The 13,913-nt window shown below is 66.7% G+C and carries 12 protein-coding genes; 2 read left to right on the forward strand and 10 right to left on the reverse strand.

The window, feature by feature from the left end; genetic code table 11:
- The 7 genes from Q7J26_RS03870 to Q7J26_RS03900 all read right to left on the reverse strand — a co-directional run.
- The coding region (locus Q7J26_RS03870) for an MCP four helix bundle domain-containing protein (protein ID WP_304935191.1) at positions 1-1,226 on the reverse strand (1,226 nt) is incomplete at its 3' end.
- 33 nt (positions 1,227-1,259) lie between these two features.
- Complete coding sequence (locus Q7J26_RS03875; protein WP_304935192.1) at positions 1,260-1,769, reverse strand: chemotaxis protein CheW; 510 nt, start codon at positions 1,767-1,769, stop codon at positions 1,260-1,262.
- On the reverse strand, positions 1,769-3,592 hold the full coding sequence (locus Q7J26_RS03880) for a methyl-accepting chemotaxis protein (protein WP_304935193.1): 1,824 nt from the start codon (positions 3,590-3,592) through the stop codon (positions 1,769-1,771). The genes Q7J26_RS03875 and Q7J26_RS03880 overlap by 1 nt, the downstream gene beginning before the upstream one ends.
- A 23-nt stretch (positions 3,593-3,615) precedes the next feature.
- Complete coding sequence (locus tag Q7J26_RS03885) at positions 3,616-4,137, reverse strand: chemotaxis protein CheW (RefSeq protein ID WP_304935194.1); 522 nt, start codon at positions 4,135-4,137, stop codon at positions 3,616-3,618.
- The gene (locus Q7J26_RS03890) at positions 4,134-6,158 is read right to left on the reverse strand and encodes a chemotaxis protein CheA (RefSeq protein ID WP_304935195.1); all 2,025 of its coding nucleotides are present in this window, start codon (positions 6,156-6,158) and stop codon (positions 4,134-4,136) included. The genes Q7J26_RS03885 and Q7J26_RS03890 overlap by 4 nt, the downstream gene beginning before the upstream one ends.
- Complete coding sequence (locus Q7J26_RS03895) at positions 6,155-6,523, reverse strand: response regulator (protein WP_008263549.1); 369 nt, start codon at positions 6,521-6,523, stop codon at positions 6,155-6,157. The genes Q7J26_RS03890 and Q7J26_RS03895 overlap by 4 nt, the downstream gene beginning before the upstream one ends.
- Positions 6,520-6,828 carry an STAS domain-containing protein gene (locus Q7J26_RS03900; protein WP_304935196.1) on the reverse strand — a complete coding sequence of 103 codons (309 nt, stop codon included), beginning with the start codon at positions 6,826-6,828 and terminating at the stop codon, positions 6,520-6,522. The genes Q7J26_RS03895 and Q7J26_RS03900 overlap by 4 nt, the downstream gene beginning before the upstream one ends.
- 364 nt (positions 6,829-7,192) lie before the next feature.
- Here Q7J26_RS03900 and Q7J26_RS03905 point away from each other — a divergent pair, with 364 nt between their 5' ends.
- Positions 7,193-7,666, forward strand: a complete 474-nt coding sequence (locus Q7J26_RS03905) for a hypothetical protein (protein ID WP_304935197.1) — start codon at positions 7,193-7,195, stop codon at positions 7,664-7,666.
- 584 nt (positions 7,667-8,250) lie between these two features.
- Here Q7J26_RS03905 and Q7J26_RS03910 read toward each other — a convergent pair.
- Together Q7J26_RS03910 and Q7J26_RS03915 are read right to left on the reverse strand one after the other, a co-directional pair.
- Positions 8,251-9,135 (reverse strand): FecR family protein, encoded by an 885-nt coding sequence (locus Q7J26_RS03910; RefSeq protein WP_304935198.1) that lies wholly within the window; start codon positions 9,133-9,135, stop codon positions 8,251-8,253.
- A 17-nt stretch (positions 9,136-9,152) separates the two neighbouring features.
- Positions 9,153-9,692, reverse strand: coding sequence for an RNA polymerase sigma factor (locus Q7J26_RS03915; protein ID WP_304935199.1), 540 nt, complete (start codon positions 9,690-9,692; stop codon positions 9,153-9,155).
- Positions 9,693-9,855: 163 nt separating this feature from the next.
- Between Q7J26_RS03915 and Q7J26_RS03920 the strand changes: the two genes are divergently transcribed.
- A complete protein-coding gene (locus Q7J26_RS03920) occupies positions 9,856-12,894 on the forward strand; it encodes a TonB-dependent receptor (protein WP_304935200.1) in 3,039 nt (1,012 codons plus the stop codon).
- On the opposite strand, the gene Q7J26_RS03925 is transcribed toward Q7J26_RS03920, so the two are convergent.
- On the reverse strand, positions 12,891-13,913 hold the full coding sequence (locus Q7J26_RS03925; RefSeq protein ID WP_304935201.1) for a hypothetical protein: 1,023 nt from the start codon (positions 13,911-13,913) through the stop codon (positions 12,891-12,893). The two genes, Q7J26_RS03920 and Q7J26_RS03925, sit on opposite strands and share 4 nt — an antisense overlap.

The raw sequence follows: 13,913 nt of genomic DNA on the forward strand, positions 1-13,913 counted from the left end.
GCGGCCTGTTCGGTCGCGCCCTGGCTCATTTGCTCGGACGTGGCCGACAGTTCCTGACTGCCCGACGAGACGTTGTCAGCGGCCGACAGGGCGTCGCCGACGACGCCGCGCAGGCGCTCCACCATGGACTGCAGCGAAAGGCCCAGTGTGTCCTTGTCCGACAGCGGCTTGGGCTGGACCGTCAGGTCGCCGTTGGCGATCTCGTCCGCCATCGAAGCCGTGACCCTGAGATTATCGACCATCCGTTCCAGCGAAATGCCCAAGGTGTCCTTGTCCGACATGGGCTTGGGCTGAACGCTCAGGTCGCCCTGGGCGATCTCATCCGCCATCGCGGCGGTGCCTCTCAGATTGCCGACCATCCTTTGCAGGGACAGACCCAGGATGTCCTTGTCCGACAGCGGCTTGGGCTGAACGCTCAGGTCGCCCTGGGCGATCTCGTCGGCCATGGCGGCCGTGGCCTTCAGGTTGGCCGTCATCCGGTTGACCGTATCGACCAGATCCTTGATCTCGTCGTTGGTGGTCACGGCGACATCCTGGTTCAGGTCGCCGATGGCGACGGCGTCGATCGCCGTCGAGACCTTGCGCAGGCCCATGGTGACGGTCCGCGAAATCCACAGAGCCGCGACCACGCCGATGATCAGACCGGCGACAACCAGGGCGATGAACAGGCTGCGCGCCTCGGCAAACACCTTGTCGCCCTCGGCGCTAGCGGCTGCGCCGCCAGCGACGTTGAGGTTCACCAGTTTCACCAGATCCGCCGACATGTCGTCATACAGTATCTCGCTGGCCTGCAAAGCCTGAGCGGCCGCCTCTGTCTGATTCAAGCGAGACAGGTTGAGCATTTGCTCTCCAGCTCGCAGATAATCTTCGTACTTGCTCGCGAACTGGTTGTATATGTTTCGCTCCTCATCAGAAGAGATCAGGGCTTCATATTTCGTGCGCTCACTTTTTATCGCATCGAGTATCGCGGCGATATCCTTATCCAATGCCGCCATGCGTGCAGGATCGGTCGATACGACGTGGGTATATTGTAAAATTCGCAGATCCGAAGTGGCCGTATTGATCGTGTGGACCGAGTCGATGCTCGGCATCCAGTTTTTCGTAATGATGGTCGATTGGTCGTTGATCCCGCTCATCTTCATGACGCCGACGACGCCGAGAATCATAGCGATCGCCAGCACAGCGGCGAAGGCCCCGGCCAGCTTCATCTTAATCGTAGCGCGCATTATATTGTTCTTTCCAGGAAACGCCGGCGGCCGTCAGGCTGCGCGGTCGATGTTGGGGAAGGACGCCAGGGAGACGGTGTCCGTGCTGGACAGCAGTCGGGGCAGATCGATCAGGACGACGAAGCCGTCCTCGCGACGCACCACGCCCGAGATATAGTCCGAGCGCCACTTCACCCCGATGTCGGGCGACGGCTCGATCTGGTCGGCGGTGAAGACGGCCACCTCGAACACCCGGTCCGCGACCAGGCCCAGGCTGAGCACCCGATCCTCCAGCGGAATGTCCAGCACCAGGATACGGGTGTTCAGCGTGGGCTGGACCGGCGTCATGCCCAGGCGGATCCGAAGATCCGCCGTGGGAACCCCCTGCCCCCGTACGTCCGTCAGGCCCAGCAGATAGTCCGGACTGTTGGGGATGCGCGAGGGGGCCTGATAGGTCAGGATCTCCCGCACCAGGCCGACCGGGGCGGCGAAGAGTTCGTCGCCCAGGCCGAAGGTGACATACTGGCCCTCGGCTGCGCCTTGACCCTTGGCGGTTTCAGGCATCAGGCGCTCTCCCGGAAGTCCATGTCCTCGGCGTCCGCGCCGCCGGTCGCCAGGTCCAGGGCGAAGCCCTTGGCGCGAGCCTGCTGGGCGTGGACGGCGGGCTTGGACGGCGCAGCCTTGGGCGCCGGGCGAGCCGCCGGCTTGGCCGGGGACTTGAAGGTCGAGACGCGAGCGGGGGCGCGGGCCGGAGCGCGGGCTCCGCTGCGGCCGCCGGCCGTATCGGTGCGGAAGAAGGCGATCGAGGTCTGCAGTTCCTCGGCCTGGGCCGCCAGTTCCTCGGAGGTGGCCGACATCTGCTCGGACGCGCCGGCGTTCTGCTGGGTCACCTTGTCCAGTTGCTGGATGGCCTCGTTGATCTGGCTGGCGCCCACGTCCTGCTCGCGGCAGGCGGCGCTGATCTCCGACACCAGTTCGGCCGTCTTGCGGATATCCGGCACCAGGCGTTGCAGCATTTCGCCGGCTTCCTGGGCCGCCTTGACCGTGTCGCCCGACACGGCGCCGATTTCGGCGGCGGCCGTCTGGCTGCGTTCAGCCAGTTTGCGCACTTCCGAGGCGACGACGGCGAAGCCCTTGCCGTGTTCCCCGGCGCGGGCGGCCTCGACCGCCGCGTTCAGGGCCAGCAGGTCGGTTTGGCGGGCGATCTCTTGCACGATGCCGATCTTGTCGGCGATGGTGCGCATGGCGTCGACGGCGCGGTTGACCGCCTCGCCGCTGGCCTCGGCGTCCTTGGAGGACTGACGCGAGATCTTCTCGGTCTGGGCGGCGTTGTCGGCGTTCTGCTTGATATTGGCGGCCATCTCTTCCATCGAGGCCGAGGCCTGTTCGGCGGCGGCGGCCTGTTCGGTCGCGCCCTGGCTCATCTGTTCCGATGTGGCCGTCAGTTCCTGGCTGCCCGACGAGTCGTTGTCGGCCGCCGACAGGGCGTCGCTGACGACGCCGCGCAGGCGCTCCACCATCGACTGCAGCGAGATGCCCAAGGAGTCCTTGTCCGACAGCGGCCGGGGCTGGACCGTCAGGTCGCCGTTGGCGATCTCGTCGGCCATGGCGGCGGTGGCCTTTAGGTTGTCCGTCAGCCTGTTGAAGGCGTTGACCAGGTCCTTGATCTCGTCGTTCGACTTGATCTCGACCCGCTCGTCCAGATCGCCGATGGCGACGGCGTCGGCCACGGTCATAAGGCGGCTCAGGCCGGCGCTGATGCCCAAGGCGATCCACAGGGCGGCGAAAATGGCCAAGGCGATCGCCAAGATTGACAGGGTGATCAGAAGGGTGCGGGTATTTTGATAGTCCTTGTCCGCAGCCGCCTGGGCCGCCTCGGCCCGGTCGCGGTTGAGTTGGACGCCCTCATACAGCTTCTCGGTCAGCGCCACCGCAGCATCGCGGCCTTCGCCGCCCGAATAAGCGGCCGCACCAGCGGTGTCACCCGCGGCGGCGAGGGCGCGAACCTTGTCGTCGGTCCGCTCGAACGCCTCTGTCTTGGCCTTTATGTCCGCCCACAGGGCCCGAGTCGCCTCAGAGGCCGACCCGTGCATCTCGTTGAAGATCTCCTGATATTCCGCGCGCGCCTCATCGCCAGCTTCGATCTGATGCTGCATTTCTTCGGGCGTCCGCGCTAGAACCACATTCTTCTGCGCACGTACGATAATCAAGGCGTAGCTGTTGAGCTGGTGCATCTTGTCGAGGCGAACGACAGCCCCGTCAACCACCTCATCCATTGCGTCTTTGGCGACGCCCAGGCTGAAGATGCCGTATCCGGCGACCCCCGCCAAAGCGAGAATGAGAAAGCCGAAAGCTACGGCAAGTTTTGCTTTGATGGTGAAACGCATGGCTGATCTCCCCCGATAGCCGGTCAATGACGGGTGGTGGACGCGACCGGCTGACGGGCGTCCTGCTGTTGGTTGAAGATGGTCTGGAGGTCGGGAACGACGATGAACTCGCCGCCCCGCTTGACCAGGCATTGGATGAACTCGGGCCGCCAGCGCATGCCGACGCTGGGCGGCGCCTCCGAGTCGGCGCGGGCCAGGGTGGTGACTTCGTGGACCTTGTCGGTGCGCAGGCCGACCAGGGTCGGTTCGCCGCCGAGTTCGATCTCGATGACGACGATCCGGCTGTCGATGGTGGCGGCGCCCCGCTCCAGCCCGAAGGCCACGCGCAGGTCGGACAGGGGAATGACCTTGCCCCGGAAGTTGATCACCGAACCGGCGAAGGCGCCGGCGCCGGGCACGACCGTTTCGGGCGCCAGATCCATGATCTCCTGCACGCCGACGGCGTGAAGCGCGAACAGTTCCCCGTTCAGTTCGAAGGTCAGGACCTCGACCTGTTCGGCGCCGGTCCAGCCGGGCGCGGTGGTGAGTTCGGTCTGGGTGCTCATACGGCTTCGCGCATCTGCGCCTCCTGCTGCTGGCCCTTGGCGACCAGGTGGCCGACGTCCAGGATCAGGGCGACGCCGCCGTCGCCCAGGATGGTGGCGCCCGAGAAGGTCGGCAGGCCGGAATGGAGCTTGGACATCGACTTGATCACCGTCTGGTGGTCGCCGATGATCTGATCGACCACCAGGCCGATCCGCTCGGTCCCGGTCGAGACGACCACGACCTTCTGGTGCAGTTCGGGCGGGGTGCCGGTCTCGAACATTTCGCGCAGGCGCAGATAGGGCACCAGGCTGTTGCGCAGCGAGATGAAGCTGCGGCCGCGCGAGCGCAGATCCTCGTCCAGCGACAGTTCCAGGCATTCCTCGACGGCGCCGAGCGGGATGACGTAACGGCCCTGGCCGACGCGGACCAGCAGACCGTCGATGATGGCCAGGGTCAGCGGGATGCGCAGCGACACCTCCGAGCCCTCGCCCGGACGGCTGGCGATGTCGATGGAGCCGCGCAGCGCCTCGATGGTGCGCTTGACCACGTCCATGCCGACGCCACGGCCGGACAGATTGGTCACCGCCGCCGCCGTCGAGAAGCCGGGATGGAAGACCAGTTGCAGCAGATCATGGTCGCTGAGCGCCGCGCCGGGTTCGATCAGCCCCTGCGTCTCCGCCTTGGCGCGGACGCGGTCGCGGTCGATGCCCCGGCCGTCGTCGCGGATGGTGATGACCACTTCGCCGCCCGACTGATGGGCCGACAGGCGGATGCGGCCCGTGGCGGGCTTGCCGGCGGCGGCCCGATCCTCGGCCGTCTCCAGACCGTGGTCGGCGGCGTTGCGGATCAGGTGGACCAGGGGGTCGGCCAGGCGTTCGATGACGGTCTTGTCGATCTCGGTCGTTTCGCCGTCGGTCGACAGTTCGATGACCTTGCCGGTCTCGCGGGCCAGGTCATGGACCAGGCGGCGGAAGCGGCCGAACAGGGTCGCCACCGGCACCATGCGCAACACCATCATGGTGTCGCGAAGCTCGCCCGACAGGCGTTCGATCTCTTCCGAGACGGCGCGCAGGGCGGTGTCGACGCCGGAGTTGGCGATCTGGCTCAGGCGGGACTGGGCGATGACCAGCTCCCCGACCCGGTCCATCAGTTCGTCCAGGCGATCGGCAGGCACCCGCACGCTCTCGCTGGGCTTGGCCGTCTTGGCGGCGCCGGCGTCGGCAGTGTCTGGAGCGGTCGGGGCGGCGGCCTGGATCGGAGCCGTGACCGGAGCAGACGCGACCGGCTGCGGCACGATCGAAGGGACCTCGGCGACGATCTCGGCCGCAGCGGCCGGGTTCGCAACGACCGTGTCCGCATCCGACGCGTCCAGGGCCTCGATCGACAGGTTCATGTCGTCCATCACGAAGATGAAGACATCCTCGATCGCCGCACGCCCTTGATCGGTGGTCAGGGTCACGTCCCAGGCGAGGTAATGGTCGGTGGGCTCGATCTGGCTCAGCGGCGGCACGCGCGAGGCGTCCGCCACGACGCGCGCCTCGCCCAGATCGCGAAGCTCGGCCAGCAGGGCCAGCGGATTGGTGCCGTTCTTGAAGGCGTTGGACGGCAGGTCGAACCGGATGCGCCAGGCCGTCTGGGCGGGGGCGGCGGCGATGGGCGCCATCCCGTCCGCTTCACGCACAGCCCGTTCCAGGTCGGCCAGCAGGACGTCGCCCGCCGCGCCGTGATCACCCGACGGATCCTCCATCAGGCGACGCATATGGTCTCGCGCCGCCAGAACGGCCGACACCAGGTCCGTCGTGGCCGCCACCTCGCCTTTGCGGACGCGGTCGAAGGCGGTCTCGCAGTGGTGGGTGAAACCGGCCAGGGCGTCGAAGCCGAACATGGACCCGGACCCCTTCAGGGTGTGCAGCCCCCGAAAAACGGCGTCCACCAGATCACGATCCTCGGGCCGGTCCAGCAGGTCGAGCAGGCCCTGCTCGATCAACTCCAGATTTTCTCTCGCCTCCACTTGGAAGACGGCGATGGCTTCGTCGCTCATCGTCCCAGAACCTTCTTGGCCACGCGCACCAGTTGATCCGGATCGAAAGGCTTGGTCAGCCATCCGGTGGCGCCGGCCGCCTTGGCCCGCGCCTTGAACCCTTCATCGGATTCCGTGGTCAGGAAGACGATCGGCACGCCCATCTGGTCGGGCATCCGCCGCATTTCCTCGATCATGGTCAGACCGTCCATGACGGGCATGTTCAGATCGGTGATGATCAGGTCGAAGGCGCTGGCCTTGGCCTTTTCGATGCCTTCGGCGCCGTTGACCGCCTCGGCCACCGAATAACCGGCGTTGGTCAAAGCGATCTTTAGTGCGACCCGGATGCTGGGCGAGTCGTCAACCGTGAGAATCGAAGCCGTCATTGCGGGGATGTATCGTGAAACCAGAACTGAAGATCGTCGGAGGGGGCGTCCCTCAGGAAGCCGGCTGCGTCCAGCACAGACCTGAAACCCGCCGCAGGACGTTCGAGGACCAAGGTCTTGCCGACGGCGCGCGCGTGGCGCCGGGCGGACTCGATCAGTTGAAGGCCGCACAGATCAACAGCCTGATCATCGACAAGGTCGAGGCTGATCGTGTCATCTTCTTCAAAAGCATCGAGTATGGAGTGCCGGAGGCCCGCGACGTTCTTCACCACCAGCGCAGCATCGATAGACAAACGTTTCGTCATGCCCGTACCCACAAGCGCGGCCTACTGCTGCGCGTCATGAGAACATGTTTGACGAATGCTGTTAAATCGACCTCAAGGCGGTTATACGCAATCCTCCTTAACTCTGCCTTTAGCTTGACCTTTATTGACGTGCCCCGCTCTGGTGCCTTGATCATTGTTAGAGCCCAGAGGGTTGATAAGGTCGGACCACGACATCGACACCAGCCCGAAAATCGGACATCGGCCCACAGCCCGAGATCGGACGCCCCGAACTGCGGCTAGGGGTGGTTAGCTGCCGCGCAGCGGGCTAGCGTGGGGTCATGCAGAACACGCTTGGGCTAGACGTGACTTTGACCCAGTGGAGGCGGTTGCCGGGCTGGAGAAGGTGTTCGCGCTCAAGATCAGCGACGACGAGGCTGTTGCCTGCAAGACCGGCGGAGACATCTACGATCTGCTCCATGCCCGCTTTGCTGAGCAAATTGGTACGGGCGGGGCGTGCATCACCTCAATGGCGTTCTATCGTCTGCGGAAGGCATTGCGGTGTCTGCATCCTGGGGCCGATTTCAGGCTAAACACGTCGTTGACCCAGTGCGCCGGATCAAATGCACGCTTATGCCTCCGTCAGTTGGGGCACGATAGTGGGCTCCAAATGCCGGGGCCGCAGGGGCGCTGGGTAACCGCGATAGGCGGTGTGCTGGTATTCGCCGCACTTTTTGCCGTCCTGCTCGCCGCTATCGCTGGAAAATCGGTCTGGATCGTAACCGCCTTGGGGTTGGTGCTCGGCATAGCCATGGTTAGCGGAATCCTGGCGTTTTGCCTGATGACTGCACGACCCTCGGCGGCTTGGCGACGAAGGTAAGTGCGCTGAATTTCGGTAAGTTTGCGCTCTCTGGAGGAGCGGTAAGGGTGGATGGTCTTTGGGAGGCGCTGACGGAGGTGCTTTCTAAATGGAGCGACATTCCGAGGGCCGACATTCGGCGTGACACCTTCATCTTGCAAACGCAGCTCGACAAGATGCGGTCCTCCGCAGCGTAGACGTGCGCTCAGGGTCGGGAACTGCCAAAGGTGCCGGACCGAAAAGCGGACGTTCCCTGGCTCAGACGGCATGGCTGAATGTCGTGTTTCCGGCATGCCGCCAATGTCTGGCCCTAGCGCTTTGCGGTCAGGCTGGCACATCGATCATGCAAAATATAATACCGTGGCCAGTGCGGGCTCCCGCACCCAAACAAAACAGCCGCCATCCGTAAGGATGGCGGCTTTTTCTTTGACCGGAATCCGCGCCCTGTAACGCGCCAGCCCTTGTCGTTGTCTAGCGCCGGCCGGGCCACCTTGCTCTGGGCCGACGCCTGACCGCCGCTATGAGGTCCTGCACGCGCATCAGGCGCTCGTGGCTTTTGGCGGGAAGCCGGTCTCGTGCGCCGGAGGCCGGCCAGCCGTGACTTATCAGGACAGCGTCCACGCCCCTCTGTCGAAGCGAACCGACACGCCGTGCAGCCGCCCCAGCGCCTTGGCGAAGGCCGCCGTATCGCCGGCCTCGAAGACCCCGTCGATCTCCAGAGCGTTCAGCGACGGGTTCAGGATGCGCAGCGGCGCGTTGCTGTATCTGTTCATCTCGACGACCGCCGCACGCAGCGACGTGCGGTCGAAGCTGATGCGGCCCTGGCGCCAGTCGTCGATACGGCTGCCCTGTGCGGCGGAGACCGGGCCGGGGTCTCCGGCCGATGACAGACGTACGGCCTGTCCGGCGCGAAGGTGAAGGCGCGCTTGCGAAGGCTCCGCCGCCGGTCCCACAGCCACGCCGCCCTGTAGCAGATCGACGTCGGTGAAGGTCGCATGGCGGTACACGTTGAACCGGGTGCCGGTGACGCGGATGCGCGCCGCGTGGCTGAGGACGTCGAAGGGGGCGTCATCCTGATGCGCCACCGCGAAGAAGGCTTCTCCCGATTCCAGCACGACCTCGCGCTGACGCCCGGCGAACCGCGCCGATATGCGGCTGGCCGTGTTCAGAGTGACCTGGGAGCCGTCTGGCAATGCGATCGTGCGGCGCTCGCCGACCTCGGTCTCGTAGATCACGGGTTGCTGGCGCCAGAGGAAGACGCCGCCCAGGGCCACGCCGGCGGCCAGGGTTCCGCCCGCGATCCAGGCGCGGCGGTTCACGACACGGCCTGTCGCCGCCCGGCCGTCGTCCGCAACGAAATCGGCGGCTTCCATCTGGCCCAGCGCGTCCCAGACCGCCTGGATCTCGCTCGACCCGGCGTCCGAGGCGCGCCCGCCCTGCTCTTCGCGCAGGCGTTCAGCCACGAAGGCCTCGGCTTCGGCGTCACGCACAGGGGGGCGAAATGGAATTACTGTTCGAACCATCCACAATCCTTAAGCTTGTGCCGACAACGTGCAAGCGCGTCGGCCAGCAGGCGCTGGGTCGTCCGCAGCGGGATGCGCTGGCGTTCGGCGATCTCGACCAGGGTCAGCCCCTCTACACGATGCATCATCAGCACCATCCGCTGATCGCGCGTCAGCGAAGCGATGGCGCGGCGCAGCAGGTCGGCGTTCTGTTGCCAGCGCACCTCGTCAAAAGGGGAAGGGGCGTCGTGGGCCAGATCGTCAGACACCTCGACATGGCTGTCGCCGCCGCGTCCCAACCGTCGCCGGCGCAGGTCGCGCGCCACGCTGTCGGCGGTCTTGAAGACATAGGTGGCGTTGAAATCGGGCGGAGGAACCCGGCCCGCCAGCCGTGTGAGCCGCAGATAGATGTCCTGCAAGGCGTCCTCGACATCGGCGGGCGCGAGGAAGCGACGCAGGTACAGACGCAGTCGCGCATCAAACCGCTGCATCAGCTCGGCCATGATCGCGACCGCCGGATCGGCGGGCTTTCGTGAAGCTGTCATCGATGGGGCGACGCCGTCAAACATCCGAACTCGCAAGCCTGTACCTCAAGAGACGCAGCGCCGTCGACAGGCCGCCAAATCCGTGGGCCGCGAATGTCATCAATCCATTGCAGCCGCCCCATAGAAGCCTCGCAGTCGCGGGGTTCATCACGGATCGTCCCACATGGGCTGTGGCGGTCGTCACGCTTTCCTACGGTCTGTCGGCGGAGCGGTCCTGGCCGTCGCGATCCTGCCGTCGTCGGTGTCGGCCGCCGGGCGGGCTCCGGTCTTCGATGTTCCCGCCCAGCCGCTGGCTGAGGCGTTGCGGGCCCTGGCGCGGCAGGGGCGGGTCCAGATCCTGTTTCCGGCGGAACGGCTTGAGGGGCGACGGAGCCGCGCCGTCGTCGGGCGGTTCGAGACAGCGCGCGCTTTCGACCTGGCCTTGGCCGACGCGGGGTTCGCGGCGCGTCGGGTGGACAGCCGAACCTTCGTTATCGTCGCCCGGCCCCGGTTGTCGCCGCCGCCCCCGATAGAGGCTCCGACCGCGGATCTGGAACCCATACAGGTGTGGGGGCGCCGTCCGGAGCCCGGCGAGATCGCCCGTCGCCTGGCGACGGATCTGGATGCGCCGACGTCGGTGCGCAGCCTTTCGCGCGAGGACATGGAGCGCGGCGGAGCGCAGAACCTGTCGGAAGCCCTGGGCGACCTGCCGGGCATGACGGTGATCAACACCGGGCGGTCCTTTATCGGCGGCATCGACTCGGCCTCGCGCGGCGAGGGTCTGTACGCCGCCTATCGCGGCCTGAACGCCGAATACAATCTCAGCATGATCAATGGCGTGTCGGTGGCCCAAGGTCTGCCCTATTCGCGCGGGGTTCAACTGAACCTGCTGCCGCCGGACGCCTTCCAGACCGTGGTGGTGCACAAGACCGGGCGCGCGGATCTGGACGGTGATTTTATCGGCGCCGCCCTGGACTTCCAGACGCCCGGACCGACGGATCTGTCGCGATCGCCCTGGACCGCCGTCACCGTCGGCGGTCGCGTCGAGACCCGCGCGCGGGACTACGGCGAATCCGGTCTGGGCGAGACGATCCGCGTCGAACACGGCCGCCGTTTCGGCGCCGCAGGACAGTTCGGCCTCTATCTGGCCGCCGCCCACGAGGACCGCAGCTTCGTCAATTCGGAACTGGCGGGGGTGATGGCGGCCCAGAACGACCGGGGCTGGGCCTATGGGGTTTCAGGCTCGGCGGCCGGCGGGGCGCCCAACGCCGACAATCCGCAGGAGGGGCTGGTTCAGACAAGCCTGAACGTGGGCGTCTCCAGCGGGCGCAGTCGCCTGCAGAACTACGCCCTGGCGCTGGATTGGCGCGCGGCTCCCGGTCTGGACCTGCGGCTGAACGCCACCCACGCCCAGGCCCGCACCGAGCAGAATTCCACCTTCAGCCAGGTCGTCAGCGGGGCCCAGTCCTGGATCGACGACGGATCGGGCGTCTATCGCCTGTCGGTCCGGGATCTGTCGACGCGGGTCTGGTACGAGACCAATCCGGATAATGTCTCCCTGTCGACGCTCAGTCTGAAGGCCGATGCGGTCTCCGGCCGCTGGCGATTGACGCCCTATCTGTTCGCCAGCCGCGGCGAGAGCGCCCGCCCCGACCATCTGGAGGCCTCGGCCTGGATCAACCAGAACGATGGGTACAACATCGGGCGGACGCCGCGCGCCTTTGGCGGGGTGACGGTGCAGTATCGCGACGGCCTGCCGGTTCCCCAGTGGCCGCAGAACGTGTTCGACGATCTGAACCAGGCGGGATCGGTGCTGGTGGCGCGTCGCGCCGGCCAGCGCACCGAGCAGTTCAGCGAACAGATGCGATACGGGGGCGGCTTCGGCCTGAGCTTCACGCCGATGCAGGGGCCGTGGCGCAACCTTCGGATCGGCGCCAAACTGGGGCGCAGCGACCGGGACCTGACCGACCGGAACTGGACCAACGCCTTCTTCGGCGACATCTATCAGACCGCCGGTCTGACCTGGGAGGCGCTGGGGATCGCCAAGGGGACCTACGCCGAGGTCTTTCCCGGCCTCTACGACTGGTCGATCCCCCGGATCGATCACGACCGGCTCGAGGCCCTGTTCGAGGCCAACCGCACGACCGAGAGTTTCGACACCTGCGGCGCCCTGTACGTCAACAACCTCAACTGCAACAGCCAGTCGGGGCGCGAGATCGTTCAGGCCGTCTATGTCATGGCCACCCATGCGACCGGAGCCTGGGAGACGCAGTTCGGCCTGCGCCACGAAAGGACGCGCATCGTCAACCGGTTCTGGGTTCTGCCCGATGCGAGCGAGGGCGAGACGCCCGGCGAGTGGGCCGCCAACCGCAGCCGCTACGACACGCTTCTGCCCAGCCTGAACCTGTCCTACCGCCCCAATGATCGGGGCGTCTGGCGGGCGGCCGCCTGGCGGTCGTACAGCCGCCCCGCCTTCATGCAACTGGGCGGGGGCGTCAGGACCGAGACCCTGGACGGGGTGACGACCGTGACCCGGGGAAATCCGGATCTGAAGAGCGCCGACGCTTGGAACCTGGACCTGTCGCATCAGACCTGGCTGCCGGGCGGCGGCGCGCTCAGCCTGTCCGCCTACGCCAAGCGGATCGATCACTATCTGTACGAAAGCGGCTCCAGCCTTGACGTCGGCGTGGTTCCTGAGGAGGCCGCCGTCCGAGTGGTCATGCCCCGTAACGGCGGGCGCGGCGACACGCGCGGCCTGGAAATGGAGTGGTTTCAGCCGCTCGGCGACCCGTTCGACCTGGGCGGTCAGGCCAGTTTGGACCTCAATCTCAGCCGCCAGTGGTCCCGTGTCGATCTGGGGGAGGTTCTGGGGCGGTCCCAGCCGATGCTGAACGCCCCCGAATGGCTGGGCAATGCGGAACTGGCCTACGACCGGGGTCGCGCGGCCGCCTATCTGAGCTTGAACTACACCGGCGCCTATCTGTCGGCCTATGACGTTCTGGAGGCGGAGGGCGACTGGGACAATCTGTGGGTCCGGCCCGTGGCGCGGCTGGATGCGCGCGCCCGGTGGCGGTTCGACGAGCGGACGCGGCTGGACCTGATCGTGACAAACCTGACCGGGGCCTACAGCTATTGGGCCCATGTGGGACGTGACAGCACCGCCCTGTCGGACGTGGTCGATTCCGGTCGGCGCGTCGTCGTCAGTCTGCGCAGCGTCTTCTAGAAGCCGGCGCCCCGCAGGGCGCGCGCGACCCCGGCGTCGCCCTCGACATCCGACAGGGCCTTGATGCGGTCCGCGCCGAGGGTTTCCAGCATCGGGTTGCGCAGGCGCGTCCGGTAAGCGGTGCCTTCAGCGGCCGGATAGCCGAAGCGGGGCGCCAACCGCGCCAGGGCGGCGTCGGCGGCATGGACCGCCGCCTCGGCATGGACCCAGTTGTCGTCGGCGGCGTTGCTGATCAGGCATTCGCGGGTCTGGACGGCGGGGACGGTCCAGGCGGTGCGGGAAATGATCGCCGCCGCCCGCAGCCAGTTCTGCACCGTCCGCTGGTCATCGCCGACCGGTGCGGCATGGGCGCAGGCCTGGGCCAGAATCTCCGCTTCGGGCAGGCCGCGCGCCATGGCCTCGGCCAGGCCCAGCACATGATGGGCGCCCGCCCCGGCGATCGGCCGCTCAGGCGGCAGGCTTCCGTCATCGTTCCACACCAGGACCAGGGCCTTGGCCCAGTCATGCCACAGGACGGCGGCGATCACCGCGTCGCGATCCACCGGCAGGCCGCCCTCGGCCTCATACAGATCGGCCAGGGCCAGGCCCAGGCGCAGGTTGAAGGCTTCATGATCGACCAATCCGCCGGGCCAGTCGTGATGAGAGCCGGCGTTTCCGCCCGGCGCCGATTCCATGGTCTGGGGCAGGGCGGGACAGGCCGCGCCGTCCGCCAGCGGCGGAAAGACCGTCAGGCGCTGAACCTCAGCCTGCGCCCCATCGGCGGACGCGGGCATCAATCCGTCCGCCCGAAGCGCGGCCAGGATCGCGTCTTCGTCGGCCGCTGTCAGACCCGCCCGGTGGCGGACGCAGGGCCGGGACTGCAGCCCCGCCAATGTCTCTTCCCGCAGATGCGCATCGCTCAGTCCGCCCGCCGCTGCTCGCAATTCGTCCAGGGCCGCGAGGGTGCGCGGCGTCTGGGCGGCGGCGCTTTCGGCCCCGATCAGGACGATGAGCAGGGCGACGACGAGCGGGCGGAGCAT

The organism is Brevundimonas sp., assembly GCF_030656255.1.
Lineage (GTDB): Bacteria > Pseudomonadota > Alphaproteobacteria > Caulobacterales > Caulobacteraceae > Brevundimonas.